General features: G+C 70.2%; 2 protein-coding genes and 1 pseudogene. All 3 read left to right on the top strand.

The window, feature by feature from the left end; translation table 11 throughout:
• The first annotated feature begins 2 nt into the window (after positions 1–2).
• Positions 3–5,006: a type I polyketide synthase gene (locus NLX83_RS35845; RefSeq protein WP_254239707.1), complete on the top strand. Its 5,004-nt coding sequence runs from the start codon at positions 3–5 to the stop codon at positions 5,004–5,006.
• A gap of 129 nt (positions 5,007–5,135) precedes the next feature.
• A pseudogene (locus tag NLX83_RS35830) lies at positions 5,136–15,281 on the top strand (type I polyketide synthase); the annotation flags it as partial.
• Complete coding sequence (locus NLX83_RS41660) at positions 15,278–19,819, top strand: SDR family NAD(P)-dependent oxidoreductase (protein ID WP_441296821.1); 4,542 nt, start codon at positions 15,278–15,280, stop codon at positions 19,817–19,819. The pseudogene NLX83_RS35830 and the gene NLX83_RS41660, both read left to right, overlap by 4 nt.
• The last annotated feature ends 1 nt before the right edge of the window (position 19,820 follow it).

Here is a 19,820-nt window from a genome sequence, read left to right as displayed (position 1 = left end):
CAGTGTCCAATGAGGACAAGCTCCGCCAGTACCTCAAGCGGGTCACCGCCGACCTGCACGAGGCCCGGCAACGCCTTGCCGAGGCCGCCGAGCCGGTGGCGATCGTCGCGATGAGCTGCCGGTTGCCCGGTGGCGTGCGCACGCCCGAGGACCTGTGGCGGCTGCTCGCGGCCGGTGGCGATGCCATCGGCGGTTTCCCCGCTGACCGCGGTTGGGACACCGACCGGCTCTACGACCCGACCGGCGAGCGGCCGGGCAGCAGCTACTCCCGCGAGGGCGGTTTCCTCTACGACGCCGCCGAGTTCGACGCGGAGTTCTTCGGCATCAGCCCGCGTGAGGCGCTGACCATCGACCCGCAGCAGCGGCTGTTGCTGGAGACGTCGTGGGAGGCGGTCGAGCGCGCGGGCATCGATCCGAAGTCCTTGCGCGGCACGAAAACCGGCCTGTTCGCCGGGGTGATGTACAACGACTACGGGACCCGGCTGGGCGAACCTCCGGAGGGCTTCGAGGGATATCTGGTCAACGGCAGCGCGGGCAGTGTGGCCTCCGGCCGCGTCGCTTACACCCTCGGGCTGAACGGGCCTACGCTGACCGTGGACACCGCGTGCTCGTCCTCGCTGGTGGCACTGCACCTCGCGGCCCAGTCGCTGCGACGCGGAGAGTGTTCGCTGGCCCTGGCCGGTGGCGTGACCGTGCTGAACACGCCCACGATGTTCGTGGAGTTCTCCCGCCAGGGCGGCCTCGCGCGAGACGGGCGCTGCAAGTCCTTCTCCGACGACGCGGACGGGACCGGTTTCGGCGAGGGCGCCGGGATGCTGCTGCTGGAGCGGCTTTCCGACGCCCAGCGCAACGGTCATCCGATCCTGGCGGTGCTGCGGGGGAGCGCGGTCAACCAGGACGGCGCCTCCAACGGGCTGACCGCGCCGAACGGCCTGGCGCAGCAGGAGGTCATCGGACAGGCACTGGCCGACGCGGGTCTCGGACCGTCCGATGTGGACGCTGTCGAGGCGCACGGCACCGGGACCAGGCTCGGCGACCCGATCGAAGCGGACGCGCTGCTGGCGACCTACGGCAAGGGACGCTCCGAGCCGTTGTGGTTGGGCTCGTTGAAGTCCAACGTCGGTCACACGCAGGCTGCCGCCGGTGTGGCGGGCGTGATCAAGATGGTGCTGGCCCTCCAGCACGGCGAGCTGCCGAAGACGCTGCACGCGGACACACCGTCCACGAAGGTCGATTGGACCGCGGGTTCGGTGTCGTTGCTCGCGTCGGCGCGGCCATGGTCGCGGGGAGAAAGGCCGCGACGGTTCGGCATCTCTTCCTTCGGGGCCAGCGGGACGAACTCGCACGCGGTGATCGAGGAAGCTCCGTCTACAGAGGACATTCCGCGTGTCGTCGCGCCGCAGCAGGGCTTGCCGCTGGTGTTGTCCGGGCGGACCGAGGCGGCGCTGAGGGCGCAGGCCGGGGCCGTGCGGCCGTTGGCGGGCAACCTCGCCGACCTGGGGTATTCGCTGTTGTCGCGGTCGGCCTTCGAACACAACGCCGTGGCGTTCAGCACGGATGCGCTCGACGCCCTCGCGGAGGGGCGTGCGGACCAGGGCCTGGTGACCGGGGTCGCGGATTCGGACGGGGGGCTGGCGTTCCTGTTCACCGGACAAGGGAGTCAGCGCGCGCGGATGGGCCTCGACCTGGCCACCCGGCACCCGGTGTTCGCCGAGGCATACGACGAGGTGATCACGGCTCTTGACCAGCACCTCGACCTGCCGTTGCGCGAGGTGCTGACCACCAGTGCCCTCGACGAGACCCGCTACACGCAGGCCGCGCTGTTCGCCCTGGAAGTGGCGCTGTACAGGCTGATCAGCTCGTTCGGCGTGCGAGCGGACGTGGTGCTCGGGCACTCCGTCGGCGAGCTGGCCGCCGCCCACGTCGCCGGGGTGTTCTCGCTGGCCGACGCGTGCGCGCTGGTCGCGGCAAGGGGCCGACTGATGCAGGAGCTGCCCGAGCGCGGCGCGATGGTGTCCGTGCGTGCCTCCGAGGACGAGGTACTGCCGTTGCTGGGCGACGCCGTGTCGATCGCCGCGATCAACGGCCCGGACGCCACCGTTGTCTCCGGCAGCGCGGACGCGGTGGAGGCGGTCGCGGCTGAGCTGGCCGAGCGCGGGCACAAGACGAAGCGGCTCACGGTCAGTCATGCTTTCCACTCGGCGTTGATGGAGCCGATGCTGGAGTCCTTCCGCGCGGTGGCCGACCGTGTCACTTACTCGCTGCCGACGATTCCCTTGGTATCCAACGTGACCGGGGCCGTCGCGGGCGCGGAGATCGCCACCGCCGACTACTGGGTGCGGCACGTTCGCCAGCCTGTGCGGTTCCTGGACGCGGTGCGGTCGGCCGGCGCGCGCACGTTCGTCGAGCTGGGCCCCGATGGCGTTCTGTCCGCGATGGGACAGGACTGCGTCGACGCCGTCTTCATTCCGTTGCTGCGCAAGAACCGCGACGAGCACGAGGCGTTCCTCGCCGGGCTGGCCGGGGCGCACGTGCGCGGGTTCGCGGTGCGCTGGGAGCAGTTCTTCGTCGGGGCGCGGCGGATCGATCTGCCGACGTATCCGTTCCAACGCCGCCGCTACTGGCTGGAAGGCACCAACGCCAGCGGTGACCTGTCCTCGGTCGGCTTGGAGCGGGCCACGCATCCGCTGCTCGGCGCCGAGGTCGAGCTGCCGGAGGACGGCGGTCGAGTGTGGACGGCGAAACTGCCCGCGGCGGGGTGGCTGGCAGATCACAGTGTGCTGGACTCGGTGCTGCTGCCGGGAACCGCTCTGGTCGATCTCGTGGCACATGCCGGAGCGCGGGTCGGTCTGCCCAGGATCGCGGAACTCACGCTGACCGCGCCTGTGGTGTTGCCCGCCGAGATCCGGCTTCGGGTCGATGGGACGGCCGTGGCGGTGCATTCCCGGGTCGGCCAGGAGTGGGTGAAGAACGCCACGGCTGTCCTGAGTGGACTGTCTGCTGTGGACAGTTCGGAGAAGTGGCCGTCCGGATTGACGCCGCGCCCGGACTGGTATGCCGAGAACACCGGGATCGCCTACGGCCCGGCTTTCCAAGGCGTGCGCGCGGCGGAACAGCGAGGGGACGAGTACTTCGCGGAGGTCGAACTGCCGGAAGGGCTTGCTGTTCAAGGGTTCGGTGTGCATCCGGCGCTGCTCGACGCCGCGTTGCACGTGATCTCCCTCGCTGTCCCGGGCGGTGCGCCGAGAGTGCCGTTCGCGTGGGAAGGCGTCCAGCTGCGCGCCACCGGGGCCCGTGAGCTGCGGGTCCGGATCATCAAGATCGGTGAGGACGCGTTCGCGGTGTCGGCGACGGACGCCGGTGGCCAGTTGGTGTTCTCCGCCGATTCGCTGACACTGCGGCCTCTGGACACCGCCGGGATTACCGCGCCGGTCCCGCTGTACCGGCTGAGGTGGGAACCGCTGACGGGTTCGCCCACGCCGGTGGACGGTGTTGTGGAACTCGCGGAGGCGGGCGAGGCTGCGAAGTTCGTCTATACCCGGGTCACCGACGATGTGACTGCGGTCCTCGAGTTGCTTCAGCGGTGGGATCGTGCGGCGAAGCTCGTCGTCGTCGCGGAGTCCTCGAACGGGGCTGTGTGGGGGCTTGTCCGCTCGGCGCAGGCGGAGCACCCGGGCCGGTTCGTGCTCGCCGAGGTCGACGACATCGCTGCGCTGCCGACCGCGCTCGCGCACGGGGAGCCGCAGTTCGCGGTGCGCGGGGGAGTGGTCAGTGTGCCTCGCCTCGTTCTCGCGAAGCCCCGCGAGCAGTCGCGCAAGTGGGACGGAACGGTGTTGATCACCGGTGGATCGGGGGCGCTGGCCAAGCGGATCGCCGAACACCTCGTCACCGCGCACGGCGTGAAGCGGCTCGTGCTCGTCAGCCGCAGTGGCTCCACAGTGGACCTGGACGCCGAGGTCACGGCGGTGGCGTGCGACGTCGCCGACCGTGACGCACTCCGGGAAGTTCTTGCGCAGCACCAGGTCAGCACTGTCGTGCACACGGCTGGGGTGCTCGACGACGGAGTGTTGAGCGGGCTCACGCCGGAGCGGTTGGCTGCGGTGCTGCGGCCGAAGGTGGACGGGGTGCTGGCCCTCGACGAGGTGTGCGACGACGACGTCGAGCTGGTGTTGTTCTCCTCGGCGGCGGGGATGCTCGGCGGTGCCGGACAGGCCGCGTACTCGGCGGCCAATGCCTTCCTCGACGCTTTCGCCATGCGCAGGGCCGCTGCCGGTAGGCCGACCAAGTCGCTCGCCTGGGGCTTGTGGTCGGAAGGCATGGGGGCCACCACCGACGCGTCGCGGATGGCGCGGACCGGGTTGGTGGCGCTGGAGTCGCCGTTGGACGCCTTCGACGCGGCCATGGTCACTGACGGAGCCGTGGTGGCGCCAGTGCGGTTCGACCTCGCCGCACTGCGGAACCGAGACGACGTGCCCGCTGTGCTGCGCGGTCTCGTCCCGCGACGTGGTCCGTCCACTGTGGAGCGCTCGGTCGAGCCCCTTGCACGGCGGCTTGCCGGGCTGGACTCCGCGGAACGGGACCGGGTACTGCTGGAGACCGTCCGGGAACACGCGGCGGTGGTGCTCGGGCACTCCGGAACCGACGCGATCCGTCCGCAGCGGCCGTTCAAGGAGCTGGGGTTCGACTCGTTGAGCGCGGTGGAGTTGCGGAACCGGCTCGGCGCCGCGGCCGGGCTGACGCTGCCCGCGATGCTGGTCTTCGACCACCCGACGCCACAACGGGTCGCCGACTACCTGCGTGCACAGATATCCACTGTGGACACATCTGGGCTCGCGGAACTGGAGGCCCGGGTCCCGGACCTGACACGGGGCGAGAAGGATCGGCTCGCCGCTCGGCTGCGGGCGCTGCTGGCGGCGTTGTCGGAGAACCCGGCTTCCGGTGATCTTGACAGTGCCAGTGACGACGAGCTGTTCCAGATGTTCGACAACGACTTGTCCCTGCCCTGAGACTTCGGAAGGACAGCGCACGTGGCCGACCACGACACCGAGACGAAGCTCCGGGAGTACTTCAAGCGTGCCCTCGCCGAGCTGAAGGAGACGCGTGAGCGTCTGCGCGCGGTGGAGGACAGCCAGCGGGAGCCGATCGCCGTCGTCGGGATGGGCTGCCGTCTTCCCGGCGGAGTCGCTTCGCCGGAGGACCTGTGGCGACTGGTGGATGACGGGGTGGACGCGGCGGGGCCGTTGCCGTCCGACCGCGGCTGGGATGTGGCGGGCAGCTACCACCCCGAGCCGGGAACGCCCGGGAAGACCTACGTGCGAGAGGGTTCCTTCCTGCACGAGGCCGCCCTGTTCGACCCGGCGTTCTTCGAGATCTCCCCCAGGGAAGCCCTGGCGATGGACCCGCAGCAGCGGCTGTTGCTGGAGACTTCGTGGGAGGCCGTGGAGCGCGCGGGCATCGACCCGCAATCGTTGCGGGGCAGCAGGACCGGGGTCTTCGCGGGTTCGATGTACCACGACTACGCGCCCGCGCTGGACAGCGTGCAGGAGGACTTCGGCGGCTACCTCGGCACCGGCACTTCCGGCAGCGTGCTGTCCGGCCGCGTCGCCTACGTGCTCGGCCTTGAAGGTCCTGCGGTCACTGTGGACACTGCGTGCTCGTCATCGTTGGTAGCACTGCACATGGCGGTTCAGGCGCTTCAGCGTGGTGAGTGCGACATGGCGCTCGCCGGTGGCGTCACCGTGATGTCCACGCTCGGCGGGATCATCGAGATGAGCCGTCAGCGCGCACTATCGCCCGACGGCCGGTCGCGGGCCTTCGCGGCGTCGGCGGACGGCGTCGGCTTCTCCGAGGGTGTCGGCGTGCTGTTGGTGGAGCGGCTGTCCGACGCGGAGCGCAACGGTCACCCGATCCTCGCGGTGATCCGAGGGAGTGCGGTCAACCAGGACGGTGCTTCCAACGGCCTCACCGCGCCCAACGGCCCGTCGCAGGAGCGCGTGATCGACTCGGCCCTGGCCGGTGCTGGCCTGACCTACTCCGATGTGGACGCCGTGGAGGCGCACGGCACGGGGACCGATCTCGGTGACCCCATCGAGGCCGCGGCGTTGCTGGCGACTTACGGCAAGGATCGCTCGGAGCCTTTGTGGTTGGGGTCGTTGAAGTCCAACATCGGCCACACGCAGGCGGCGGCGGGTGTCGCGGGCGTGATCAAGATGATCATGGCTATGCGGCAGGGAGTTCTCCCGCGCACACTGCACGTCGACGCGCCCACTCCGCACGTGGACTGGTCCAGCGGAGCGGTGCGGTTGCTCACCGAGGCGCAGCCTTGGCCTTCCGGGGATCACCCGCGTCGGTTCGCCGTGTCGTCCTTCGGGATCTCGGGTACCAACGCGCACGTCGTGGTGGAAGCACCTGCGCCCGCCGAAGTCCCTTCGGTGCAGCGAGTGCACGGCGAGATCCCGCTGCTGTTGTCCGGGCGGACCGAGAAGGCGTTGCGCGACCAGGCTTCCCGCCTGCTGGAGCCGCTTTCCTCATCGGCCGAGATCTCGGACATCGCGTTCTCGCTCGCCACGGGCCGCGCGAAGCTGGAGAACCGCGCGGTTGTCGTCGGGGTCGAGCGGGACGAGCTGCTGCGTGGCCTGCGCGCGCTGGCTGATGGTATGCCCGATGCCTCGGTGGTCACGGGGTCTGTGCGCGTCGACGACCGTCCGGTCTTCGTGTTCCCTGGTCAGGGTTCGCAGTGGAGCGGCATGGCGGTTGATCTGTTGTCGGAGCCGGTTTTCGGGGCTCGGATGGCGGAGTGTGCTTCGGCGTTGGCTCCGCATGTGGAGTGGGACCTGTTCGAGGAGCTGCGTGGGCCCCTGGAGCGGGTCGATGTGGTTCAGCCCGTGCTGTTCGCGGTTCTGGTGTCGTTGGCTTCGCTGTGGCGGTCCTATGGCGTGGAGCCTGCTGCCGTGATCGGTCACTCCCAGGGTGAGATCGCTGCGGCTTGTGTGGCGGGTGCTTTGTCGCTTGAGGACGCTGCGAAGGTTGTGGCGTTGCGTAGCCGGGCGATCGCGGAGGATTTGGCCGGGCGTGGCGGGATGATGTCGGTGTCTCTACCGGTGTCTGAGGTGGAGTTGCTTCTGCCGCAGGGTGTTTCGATTGCCGCGGTGAACGGTCCGGCGTCCACTGTGGTGTCTGGTGATCCTGCTGGGTTGGATGTGCTGTTCGCGCGGTGTGAGGCGGACGGTGTCCGGGTGCGTCGGATTCCGGTGGACTATGCGTCGCATTCCGTTCACGTGGAAACGATTCGCGAGCGGCTGTTGTCCGCGCTGGCTGGAATCACGCCGACTGCATCTGCGATCCCCTTCTATTCCACGGTGACCGGCGAACGGATCGACACGGCGACGCTGGACGCTGAGTACTGGTACCGCAATCTGAGGCAGCGCGTTCTTTTTGAGGACACCGTTCGTGCGCTGATCGGATCTGGCCTTACGGCGTTCGTGGAGACGAGTCCGCATCCCGTTCTGGTTCCGGCCATCCAGGAGACGGACGGGTTCGCCGTGGGAACGCTGCGGCGGGACGAGGGGGGTCGACGCCGCTTCCTGACCTCGGTGGGCGAGGCGTACGCGCACGGGATCGCCGTGGACTGGTCTGGCGCGGTGCGTGGGCGACGGGTCGAGCTGCCGACCTACGCCTTCCAGCACCAGCACTTCTGGTTGGAACAGACCGCCCAGGTGTCCGATGTGGACAATCGGCGGTATCGGATCGACTGGAAGCCCGTCACCGCCGCCACGCCGGTCCTGAGTGGACGGTGGATCGTGGTGGGAGAGGACGATGGCTGGTTCGCCTCCACGCTCGCCGCGCACGGTGCCGAGGTTGTCGCCGCGGATGCCGAGGGCGAGATCGCCGGAGTGCTGTCGCTGCACGGGCTTGATGACACCCCGCACCCGGAGCAGCCCGAGCTGACCAAGGGCGTCGCGGAGGTCCTAGCCCTGGTGCAGGGCGGTCTGCGAGCACCGCTGTGGTGCGTCACCAGTGGCGCGGTCGAGCGGGTGACCAGCCCGGCGCAGGCGCAACTGTGGGGCCTCGGCCAGGTGGTCGGACTGGAGCTGCCGGAGCACTGGGGCGGCGTGATCGACCTGCCCGCACAGCGAGATGAGCGGGTCGGTGCGCTCCTGGTCTCGGCGCTCGCGGGTGCGGAGGACCAGGTTGCGGTGCGCGGAGCAGGATTGCTTGCCCGCCGCCTGGTTCCCGCTCAGCACAAGGGAAACCCGTGGCGCCCTACGGGCACTGTGCAGCTCGTGGGCGGGAACGACGAGCTGGCGGAGTGGCTGCTCGCCAACGGCGCCGAGCGCGTGGTCTCCGAAGGGCCCGCAGACCTCATCGTGCTCGCGCCTCCCGTGGTCGAACTGTCCACACTGGACGAAACGGACCTCGGTGCCTTCGCGGCGGCGGTGTCCGGCAAGGCAGCGGAGATGCTGCGGCTGGCCCAGACCGCCGGAGACGTCCCCATGGTCGTCTTCTCGTCGGTCTCCGGTGTGTGGGGTGGCATCGGGCAGGGCGGTTACGCGGCCGGGACCGCTTACCTGGACGCGCTCGCCGTGTACCGCCGTGGTCGTGGCGCTCCGACGCGTGTCGTGTCGTGGAGCCCGTGGCGCGGTGCCGGGGTGGACGAGGACGACTTGCTGCGCCGTGGTTTGCGGCCGATGACCCCGGAATCGGCGCTCGGCGCGGTGGACGCGGACTCCGGCCACCTCGTCGTCGCCGACGTGGATTGGGACGTGTTCCTGCCCCGCTACACCGCGGCCCGTCCGCGTCCGCTGGTGTCGGACCTGCCCGCGGCGCGTCGGCTCGCCGAGCCGGTCAGCGCTCCCGGTCAGGCTTCCGCGTTGGCGGCCAGGCTCACCGAGGTCGCCGAAGCCGACCAGCGCACCTTCGTGCTCGACCTGACCCGCGCGCACGTCGCCGCGGTGCTCGGCCACGACAGCGGGGGAGCCGTCGAATCGGCCAGGGCCTTCAAGGAACTGGGCTTCGACTCGCTGGCGTCGGTCGAGCTGCGCAACCGGCTCGGCGCGGCGACCGGGCTGACCCTCCCGGCGACGCTCATCTTCGACTACCCGACTCCTGTCGCGCTGGCGGAGTTCCTGTTGGAACAGGTGCGCGGGGCCGCCGACCGCACCGAGGCGCCGGTACTGTCCACTTCGGACGAACCGGTGGCGATCGTGGGCATCGGCTGCCGTTTCCCCGGCGGGGTCAGCTCGCCGGAAGAACTGTGGGACCTCGTCGTCAACGGCGTGGACGCGGTGACGCCGCTGCCCGAGAACCGTGGCTGGGATGTCGGCACCCTGTATGACCCCGAGCCCGGGGTGCAGGGCAAGACCTACGTCCGCGCGGGTGGTTTCCTGCACGAGGCGGCCGATTTCGACGCGGCGTTCTTCGGCATCTCCCCGCGCGAGGCCCTTGCCATGGACCCGCAGCAACGCCTGCTCCTCGAAGCGACCTGGGAAGCACTGGAGCGGGCCGGGATCGACCCGACCGGGCTGCGGGGCTCTGCGACCGGTGTCTTCGCCGGTGTCAACGGCCAGCACTACATGCCACTCGTCGTGGGCTCCGCCGAGGACTTCGACGGCTACATGGGCACCGGCAACTCGGCGAGCGCGGTGTCCGGCCGCGTCTCCTACGTGCTCGGCCTCGAAGGCCCAGCGGCTACTGTGGACACCGCGTGCTCGTCGTCGTTGGTGGCATTGCACATGGCGATTCAGGCGCTTCAGCGTGGTGAGTGCGATATGGCGCTCGCTGGCGGCGTCACGGTGATGTCCACGCCGGAGATGTTCGTCGAGTTCTCCCGGCAGCGGGTGATGTCGGCCGATGGCCGGTCCAAGGCGTTCGCGGAGGGAGCCGATGGGGTCGGCCTCTCCGAGGGTGTCGGCGTGCTGTTGGTGGAGCGGCTGTCCGACGCGGAGCGCAACGGTCATCCGATCCTCGCGGTGGTGCGGGGGAGCGCGGTCAACCAGGACGGCGCTTCCAACGGCCTCACCGCCCCGAGTGGCCCTTCGCAGCAGCGAGTCATTCGCCGCGCGCTCGCGGTCGCCGGGCTCGGACCGTCCGATGTGGACGCTGTCGAGGCGCACGGGACCGGCACGGTGCTCGGCGATCCGATCGAGGCGCAGGCCGTGCTCGCGACCTACGGCAAGGGGCGGCAGGAGCCACTGTGGTTGGGGTCGCTGAAGTCCAACATCGGCCACACGCAGGCGGCGGCCGGTGTGGCGGGCGTGATCAAGATGGTCATGGCGATGCGGCACGGTGTGCTGCCGCAGACCCTGCACGTGGACGCGCCCACTCCGCACGTGGACTGGTCGTCGGGCGAGGTCGCACTGCTCACCGAGCGGATCGACTGGCCGGAGGTGGACCGGCCGCGTCGCAGTGCCGTGTCGTCCTTCGGTATCGCGGGCACCAACGCCCACGTCATCCTGGAAGCCGCCCCAGAGCCCGTCGCGGCGATGTCGACGGAGGCCGCTGAGCATCTGCTTGTGCTGTCGGGTCGTGGCGAGAGCGGGCTGAAGGCACAAGCCGCCCAGCTCGCATCCTTTGTGGACGGTAGCGAGCACAGCCTCGCCGACATCGGTTTCTCCCTCGCCACCGGCCGGGCCGCGTTGGAGCAGCGCGCGGCCGTCATTGGCGGTGACCGGGAAGCTGTCCTCGCCGGTCTGCGTGCGCTGGCCGAAGGTCGCCCGGAAGCCGGTGTCCTGACTGGCCAGCCGCAGAGCGACAACCGCGTCGTCTTCGTCTTCCCGGGCCAGGGCTCGCAGTGGGTGGACATGGCGAAGGCGCTGCTGGAGGAGTCGGACGTCTTCCGGGCTTCGGCGGAGGAGTGCGACCGGGCGCTGTCGGAGTTCCTGGACTGGTCGGTGCTCGACGTCCTGCGTGGAGCCCCCGGCCTGGACCGGGTCGACGTCGTGCAGCCCGTGCTGTTCACCATGATGGTCTCGCTGGCCAGGACGTGGCTCTCCTACGGCGTTCGGCCTTCCGCGGTGGTCGGCCACAGCCAGGGCGAGATCGCCGCCGCGCACATCGCGGGCGGACTGTCCCTTGTGGACGCCGCGCGGATCGTGGCCCTGCGCAGCCAGGCGTGGCTGAAGTTGGCCGGACAGGGCGGAATGGTCTCGATCGCCCTGCCCGCCGACACCGTGCGCGAACGGATTGAGCGGTTCGGCGATCGCATCTCGGTCGCGGCGGTCAACGGGCCGCACTCCGCCACCGTCGCGGGTTATCCCGACGCGCTCAAGGAACTCACCGAGGAGCTGACGGCGGAGGGTATCCGTGCCCGCCCCATTCCCGGTGTGGACACGGCGGGTCACTCCGCGCAGGTCGATGTGTTCTACGACCACCTGCACGACGTGCTGGCCCCGGTGTCGCCGCGCACCTCGGAGATCCCGTTCTACTCCACGGTGACTGGCGGGCTGTTCGACACCGCTGGGCTGACCGCTGCCTACTGGTACCGGAATATGCGGGAGCCGGTGGAGTTCGAGCTGGCCACGCGCGCGTTGCTTGAGCAGGGGCACGGTGTGTTCCTGGAGTGCAACCCGCATCCGATGCTGGCGACGTCCATGCAGGAGACCATTGAGGACACCGGCGCGCAGGCCGCGACGCTGGGCACGCTGCGCCGCGAGGAAGGCGGGTTGCGACGCATCCTGACCTCGCTCGGCCAGGCGCACGTGCACGGGGTGCGTGTGGACTTCGGCGCGGTTTTCCCGGGCGCGCAGCGCGTTGACCTGCCGACTTATGCCTTCCAGCGCCAGCGGTTCTGGCTGGACCCCACTGGGCTGAGCGGTGATGTGAGCACGGCGGGGCTCGATGCCGCTGATCACCCGCTGCTCGGCGCCGTGCTCCGGATGCCCGACTCCGACAGCGTTGTGCTGACGGGCAACCTGTCGCTGCGCACGCACCCCTGGCTCGCGGATCACGCTTTGTCCGGCACGGTTCTGTTGCCGGGCACGGCTTTCGTCGAGCTGGCGATCCGGGCGGCCGACGAGGTCGGGTTCGGACGACTGGACGAGATGACCCTTGAAGTGCCTTTGGTGCTGCCGGAGCGCGGTTCTGTGAGCCTCCAGCTGGTGGTCTCCGGTGCCGATGAGTCCGGCCGCCGTCCGTTCGCACTGCACACGCGGGACGGCGAGAACTCCACGCGGCACGCCAGCGGCTTCCTGGCCGAGGAACCCGCGTCTCCAGTCCACAATGGAGAGTGGCCGCCGTCCGGTGCCACCCGCGCCGACGCCGACGAGCTGTACGCGCGCCTGGACGAGCTGGGCTACGGCTACGGTCCGGTTTTCCGGGGTGTGCGGTCCGGGTGGGTGCGCGAGGGCGAGGTCTTCGCCGAGGTCAGCCTGCCCGCTAACCCCGACGGTTTCGGGCTGCACCCGGCGCTGCTCGACGCGGCGGTGCAGAGCCTGGGCTTTGGGACGTTCTTCCCCGAGGACGGCGCGGTCCGGCTGCCGTTCTCCTGGCAGGGCGTGACCCTGCACGCCAGCGGTGCGACCACGTTGCGGGTGCGGATCAGCTCCGCGGGCCCGGACGCGGTGGCGTTGCACGCGGTCGACGCTGCCGGTCAGCCGGTGTTGTCGGTCGACTCGCTGACCGTGCGCGCCGTGGCCGACGAACTCACGTCGTCCACAAGGGACTCGCTGTTCCGGCTCGATTGGGCGGAGGTGCGACCGCGCGAGGAAGCCGACTCGATGGCTGACACGGTCGTCGTGCACTGGCCGACTGGTGGGACTGTCCGCGAAGCCGTCCATCGCGCCCTTTCACGGGTTCAGGAGTTCCTGACCAACGAGGACGGACGGATGGTCCTGGTGAGCCGGGACGCGAGCGACCCGGCGACCGCAGCCGTGTGGGGTCTGGTCCGGTCCGCGCAGACCGAGAACCCAGGGCGGTTCGTGCTCGCGGACATCGACGACGACGCGATGCTTCCCGCAGTGCTTTCCACGGGGGAACCGCAGGTCCGAGCGCGCGACGGGGTGATCACCGCGCCACGGCTGGCCCGCGCGGACACGACGGCGCTGACTGCCCCCACGGACGGGCCGTGGCGACTGGAGGCGGGCGATGGAACCCTCGACGGTCTCTCGCTGATCCCCGCCCCTGAAGCCGCGGAACCGTTGGCGGAAGGGCAGGTTCGCATCGCGGTGCGCGCCTCCGGAGTCAACTTCCGGGACGTGATGATCTCGCTGGGCATGTACCCGGGGCTCGCGATCATGGGCACCGAGGGCGCGGGCGTGATCACCGAGGTTGGTCCGGGCGTGCCCGACTTGGCGCCGGGCGATCGGGTGATGGGCATGTTCCCCGGCTCGTTCGGCCCGGTCGCGGTGGCCGACCACCACATGGTGGTGCGGATGCCCGCTGGTTGGAGCTTCGCCGAGGCCGCTTCCGTGCCCGCGGTGTTCCTCACCGCTTACTACGCGCTGCGCGACCTGGCCGACCTGAAGGCCGGTGAGTCGGTGCTGATCCACGCGGCGGCCGGTGGTGTCGGCATGGCGGCCGTGCAGCTCGCGCGGCACTGGGGCGCGACGGTGTACGGCACCGCGAGCCAGGGCAAGTGGGAAACCTTGCGGCAGCAGGGGATCACGCACATCGCGTCGTCGCGGACGCTGGGCTTCGAGCGTGAGTTCGACCGCATGGATGTGGTGCTGAACTCGTTGGCGCGGGAGTTCGTCGACGCGTCGCTGCGACTGCTGCGACCGGGTGGCCGGTTCATCGAGATGGGCAAAACCGACATCCGCGAGGCCGCCGACCATCCCGAGGTGTTCTACCGCGCGTTCGACCTGGTGGAAGCTGGGCCGGAGCGCACGCAGGAGATGCTGCGCGAGCTGGTCGAGCTGTTCGAGGCGGGTGTGTTGCGGCCACTGCCGATCCGCGCGTGGGACGTGCGGGAAGCCCCCGAGGCACTGCGTTTCCTGAGCCAGGCCAAGCACATCGGCAAGCTCGTGCTGACCGTGCCCGCGCCGCTGGACCCCGAGGGCACCGTGGTGATCACCGGCGGCACGGGTGTCGCCGGTGGCACGATCGCCCGCCACCTCGTTGCCGAGCACGGCGTCCGCGATCTGCTGCTGGTGAGCCGGACCGGCAAGGCACCGGATCTGGAGGCCGAGCTGATCGGGCTGGGCGCCAAGGTCACCGTCGCCGCCTGTGACGCCGCCGATCGGGAGGCGCTGGGCGAAGTCCTTGCGGGGCGCAGGATCACGGCAGTGGTGCACGCGGCGGGCGTCCTCGACGACGGGGTGATCGGCGCGCTGGACGCCGAGCGTGTGGACACCGTGCTGCGGCCGAAGGTGGACGCCGCGATCAACCTGCACGAGCTGACCCGGGACCAGGACCTGGCCGCGTTCGTGCTGTTCTCGTCGGCGTCGTCGATGTTCAGCAGCCCGGGACAGGCCAACTACACCGCGGCCAACGCATACCTGGAAGCCTTGGCGCGCAAGCGGAAAGAGGCGGGGCTGCCCACGTCCGCGCTGGCGTGGGGACTGTGGAAGGAGGCCAGCGGCATGACCAAGCACCTCGACCACGAGGAGCTGGTGCGCCGCATGGCCTCCGGCGGACAGCTGCCGATGAGCGCCGAGGAAGCCGCAGCGCTGTTCGACGCGGGGATCGCCGCCACCGAACCGGTGCTGGCGCCGATGAAACTGGACCTCGGGGCGCTGCGGTCCAAGGCCGTCGCGCCGCTGCTGCGCGGATTGGTACGGACCGGGCCCGTGCGCGCGGTCAGCGCGGCGGATGCCGGGACCACGGCGGAGGACTTGGCCGCGCGGCTCGCCGGGCACACGGCCGAGGAGCAGCACGAACTGGTGCTGGAAGTGGTGCTCACCCAGGCGGCGGCGGTGCTCGGACACGGTGGCGCGGCGGGCATCGAGGCTGATCGGGCGTTCCGCGAGCTGGGCTTCGACTCGCTGACCGCAGTCGAGCTGCGGAACCGGATGAACACCGTGACCGGGCTGAAACTGCCCGCGACGCTGGTGTTCGACCACCCGACGCCGACCGCGCTCGCCGCCTACCTGTGCGCGGAGATCGCACCGGAGCCGACCGAACCGGTCTTGGACGAGATCGACCGGCTGGAGCGGTCCCTCGCGCGGTTCGACCGGCTCGACGCGACGGTGCGGGACGAGGTCGGTGCCCGGATGGCCGATCTGCTGGCCCGCTGGCGGGCTCTTCAGGACGAGAAACCCGTCACGGACATCGAAACCGCAGTCGACATCGAAACAGCGTCGGATGACGACATCTTCGACTTCCTCGACCAGAAACTGGGGCGGTGACAGGGATGAGCGCGGCAGAGGACAAGCTCCGCGACTACCTGCGGCGGGCGACGGCGGAGATCAACAGTCTCGGCGAGCGGCTGCGGGTGGCCGAGGAACGCGGCACCGAACCGATCGCGATCGTCGGCATGAGCTGCCGCTACCCCGGCGGTGTTGCCTCCCCCGAGGAGTTCTGGGAGCTGCTGGAATCCGGTGTGGACGCGGTGGGGCCGATGCCCGCCGACCGGGGATGGAACGCGGAACGCCTCTACCACCCCGATCCCGATCACCCCGGAACGACGTACTGCCGCGAGGGTGGATTCCTCGACGACGTGGCGGGTTTTGACGCGGAGTTCTTCGGGATCAGCCCTCGTGAGGCGCTGGCGATGGACCCGCAACAGCGGCTGCTGCTGGAGACTTCGTGGGAAGCCTTCGAGCACGCCGGGATCAACCCGGACACGGTGCGCGGTGAGCAGGTCGGGGTGTTCGCCGGTGCCTGGCACGATGCCTACGCCGCAGGAGCCGGGTCGGCGTCGCCGGAGCTGGAAGCGGCGATGCTGACCGGCGGCGTGGTGAGCATGGTCGCCGGGCGCGTCTCCTACGCGCTCGGTCTCGAAGGCCCTGCGGTCACAGTGGACACTGCGTGCTCGTCGTCGTTGGTGGCGCTGCACCTGGCCGTGCGGTCTCTGCGCGCCGGTGAGAGTTCGCTGGCGCTGGCGGGCGGCGTGACCGTGTTGGCCGCGCCGGACCTGTTCGTGCAGTTCAGCCGCCAGCGCGGATTGGCGCCGGATGGGCGCTGCAAGGCTTTCGGCGCCACCGCCGACGGGTTCGGTCCGGGCGAGGGCGTCGGGATGGTGTTGCTGGAGCGGCTTTCCGACGCTGAGCGCAACGGACACCCGGTCCTCGCGGTGATCCGGGGCAGCGCGGTCAACCAGGACGGCGCCTCGAACGGGCTGACCGCGCCGAGCGGTGCGGCGCAGCAGAAGGTGATCAGGGCCGCGCTCGCCGACGCGAAGCTGCGTCCGTCCGAAGTGGACGTTGTGGAGGCGCACGGCACCGGGACCGAGCTGGGCGACCCGATCGAGGCACGCGCCGTGCTCGCGACCTACGGCAAGGACCGGGAAACCGCGCTGTGGCTGGGTTCCGTGAAGTCCAACATCGGTCACACGCAGGCGGCGGCCGGGGTCGCGGGTGTGATCAAGATGGTCATGGCGCTGCGGAACGGCGTCCTGCCGAAGACGCTGCACGCGGACACCCCGTCCCCGCACGTCGACTGGTCGGCCGGGAACGTGTCGCTGCTGACCGAAGCGGTGCCGTGGGCCGAGGGCGCGCGCCGGGCGGCCGTCTCGGCCTTCGGGATCTCCGGCACCAACGCGCACCTCGTGCTCGAAGCCGCACCGAGCGTTCCGGCTGAAGTCTCCGAGCGCCCGGAGCGCTACTGGCTAATCCCGGTCTCTGGCCGCACCGTCAAGGCACTGACGGCACAAGCACGTCGGCTCGCGTCCACTGTGGACTTCTACGGGCTCGACGATCTCGGCCACTCGTTGGCTACGGGGCGTGCGACGTTCGCGCACCGGGCCGTGGTCGTGGCGCGGGACGCGGACGAAGTGCGGCGGGGCTTGGCCGATCTGGATCTCGCCGTGCGCGGGGTGGCGCGAGCCACGGCCAAGACTGTGTTCGTCTTCCCTGGTCAAGGCTCGCAGTGGAGCGGCATGGCGACCGAGCTGATCGAGTCCGAGCCGGTGTTCGCGGAGCGGATGCGGGAGTGCGCGGCGGCGCTGCGGCCGCACGTGGACTGGGACTTGTTCGAGGAGCTGCGCGGACCATTGGACCGCGTGGACATCGTGCAACCCGCGCTGTTCGCGGTCATGGTGTCGCTGGCGCAGCTGTGGCGCTCCTACGGTGTCGAGCCCGCTGCGGTGATCGGTCATTCACAAGGCGAGATCGCAGCGGCTTGCGTGGCCGGTGCTCTGTCCCTTGAGGACGCCGCGAAGGTTGTCGCCCTGCGCAGCATCGAGATCCGCCGTTCTCTCGCTGGTCGCGGTGGCATGGTGTCCGTATCGGTGCCCTCGGCGGAGCTGTTGCCTCGCTTGGAGAAGTGGGGCGAGCGGATCTCCGTCGCGGCGGTGAACGGCCCTGCCGTCGTCGTGGTCTCCGGGGAGCCGGAAGCGCTGGAAGAACTCCTCGCGGACTGCGAAGCTGACGGTGTGCACGCGCGGCGGATTCCGGTGGACTACGCCTCCCACTCCGCACAGGTGGAGAGCATTCGCGATTCCTTGCTGCACGCTCTGGCCGGAATCACACCGCGTACCTCGGAGATCCCGTTCTATTCCACTGTGGACGGATCGCGGATCGATACGGCGAAGTGCGACGCGGAGTACTGGTACCGCAACCTGCGGCAGACGGTGGAGTTCGACACTGGTGTCCGGGCACTGCTCACCTCGGGTCACGGCGCGTTCGTCGAGTGCAGCCCGCATCCGGTGCTCGTCCCCGCCATCCAGGAGACGATCTCCGCGACGGAGAGCCCCGCGGCGGCCCTCGGCTCGCTGCGCCGGGATGATGGCGGCGAGCGGCGGTTCCTGACCTCGCTGGCGGAGGCGCACGTGCGGGGCGTGCGGCTGGACTGGGCGAAGCTGTTCCCGGATGCGCGTCGCGTCGAACTACCCACGTATGCGTTCCAGCGCGAGAGGTACTGGCTCGACGCGGTGGTTCCGTGGTGGGAAAACGGCGAGTCCAATGTGGATAGCTGGCGGTACCGGATCGAATGGAAGCCCTTGCCGGACCGCGAGCCCGAGCTGTCCGGGACCTGGCTCGTGGTCGGCGAAGGCGGTGACCCGTGGGTCGCTGCGCTGACCGAGCACGGTGTCGAAGCGGTCCGTGTGTCCACTGTGGACGAAATCGATCGGAGCGCGTCCTACGCCGGAGTGCTGTCGCTGCTCGGCGCCGACGAACAGCCGCATTCCGAGCATCCGGCCGTTCCCGCCGGGGTGGCGGCGACGCTGGACCTGGTGCACGCCGAGCTGTCCGCGCCGCTGTGGTTCTTGACGAGCAACGCCGTGGGGGACCAGGTCAGTCCTGAACAGGCACAGATCTGGGGCATGGGTCGAGTCGTCGGGCTGGAGCAGCCAGAACGCTGGGGCGGCCTGGTGGACGTGCCTGCCCAGGCCGACGAGGACGCCAAGCGGCGGTTCGCGGCCGCGCTGAGCGTCGTCGGTGGCGAAGACCAGGTCATGATCCGCGCGGCGGGAGCCTTCGGCAGGCGGCTCGTCCGGGCGCCGATCGGACCAGCGGAGAGCCAGTGGCGTCCACAAGGGACAGTCCTGGTCACCGGCGGCACTGGCGCGATCGGTGGCCACGTGGCGCGATGGCTCGCGAAGTCCGGTGCCGAGCACGTGGTCCTGGTCAGCCGCCGTGGCCCCGCCGCGCCGGGCGCCGCCGAGCTGGAGGCGGAGCTGGTCGAGCTGGGCGCCAAGGTCACCATCGCGGCGTGCGACCTCGCCGACCGCGCCGCCGTGGCGGGCCTGGTCGAGGCGCACGGTCCGCTCTCGGCGGTGATGCACACCGCGGGGATGCCGCAGACGTCCACATTGGACGAACTGGACCTTGCGCGGTTCGAGGAGGTCGTCGCGGGCAAGGTCGCCGGTGCCGAGCACCTGGACGCCCTGCTCGACGATCCCGGGACGACGTTCGTGTTGTTCTCCTCCAACGGAGGCGTGTGGGGCAGCCGGGGCCAGGGCGCCTACGCCGCCGCGAACGCCCACCTCGACGCGCTCGCCGTGCGGCGCAGGGCACGCGGGCTGCACGCGGTGTCCGTGGCCTGGGGCCTGTGGGGCGGCGGCGGGATGGGTGAGGGCGCGGGCGAGGACTACCTGCGCCGTCACGGTCTTGGCGTGATGGACCCGGAGCACGCGCTGGCCGCGCTCCAGCAGACCCTTGACCACGACGAGACTTTCGTGTCCGTCGCCGATGTGGACTGGCCGCGCTTCGCTGTCGGCTTCACGGCAGCACGGTCCCGCCCGTTGATCGAGGGCTTGATCGACGTGGTGCTGGACGAGCCGGTGATCGCCGAGAACGATCTCGCCGAGCGGTTGGCCGCGCTGCCCGAGGACGATCGGCGCGCGCTCGTGCTCGACCTGGTCCGGCGGCAGGCCGCCGCGGTGCTCGGGCACGCCGGAGCTGAAGCAGTCGAACCGGACCGGCCGCTGCGCGAGCTGGGTTTCGACTCGCTGACCGCCGTCGAGCTGCGCAACCGGGTCGCCGAGGCAACCGGGTTGACGCTGCCGACGACGCTGGTGTTCGACCACCCCACATCCTCGGCGCTGGCCCTGTTCGTGCTCGGCGAGTTCCGGTTGGATGGCGAACCGGCCGATCCGGAGGAGCGTGCGGTGCGGGCGGCGCTGGCGAGCATCCCGCTGGCCCGGCTGCGTGAGTCCGGGCTGCTCGCGGACCTGCTGCGGCTCGCCGACGGGCAGGAGCCGGAAGCCGAGGAGAGCGAGCTCGACGACATGGACGCCGACATGCTGGTGCGGCTCGTCCTCGACGGTGCCGAGGAGTCCTGAC

Source organism: Allokutzneria sp. A3M-2-11 16, assembly GCF_024213555.1.
GTDB lineage: Bacteria > Actinomycetota > Actinomycetes > Mycobacteriales > Pseudonocardiaceae > Allokutzneria.
The sequence above is the reverse complement of the archived record's forward strand: the minus strand, read 5'-3'. Positions and strand labels throughout refer to the sequence as shown.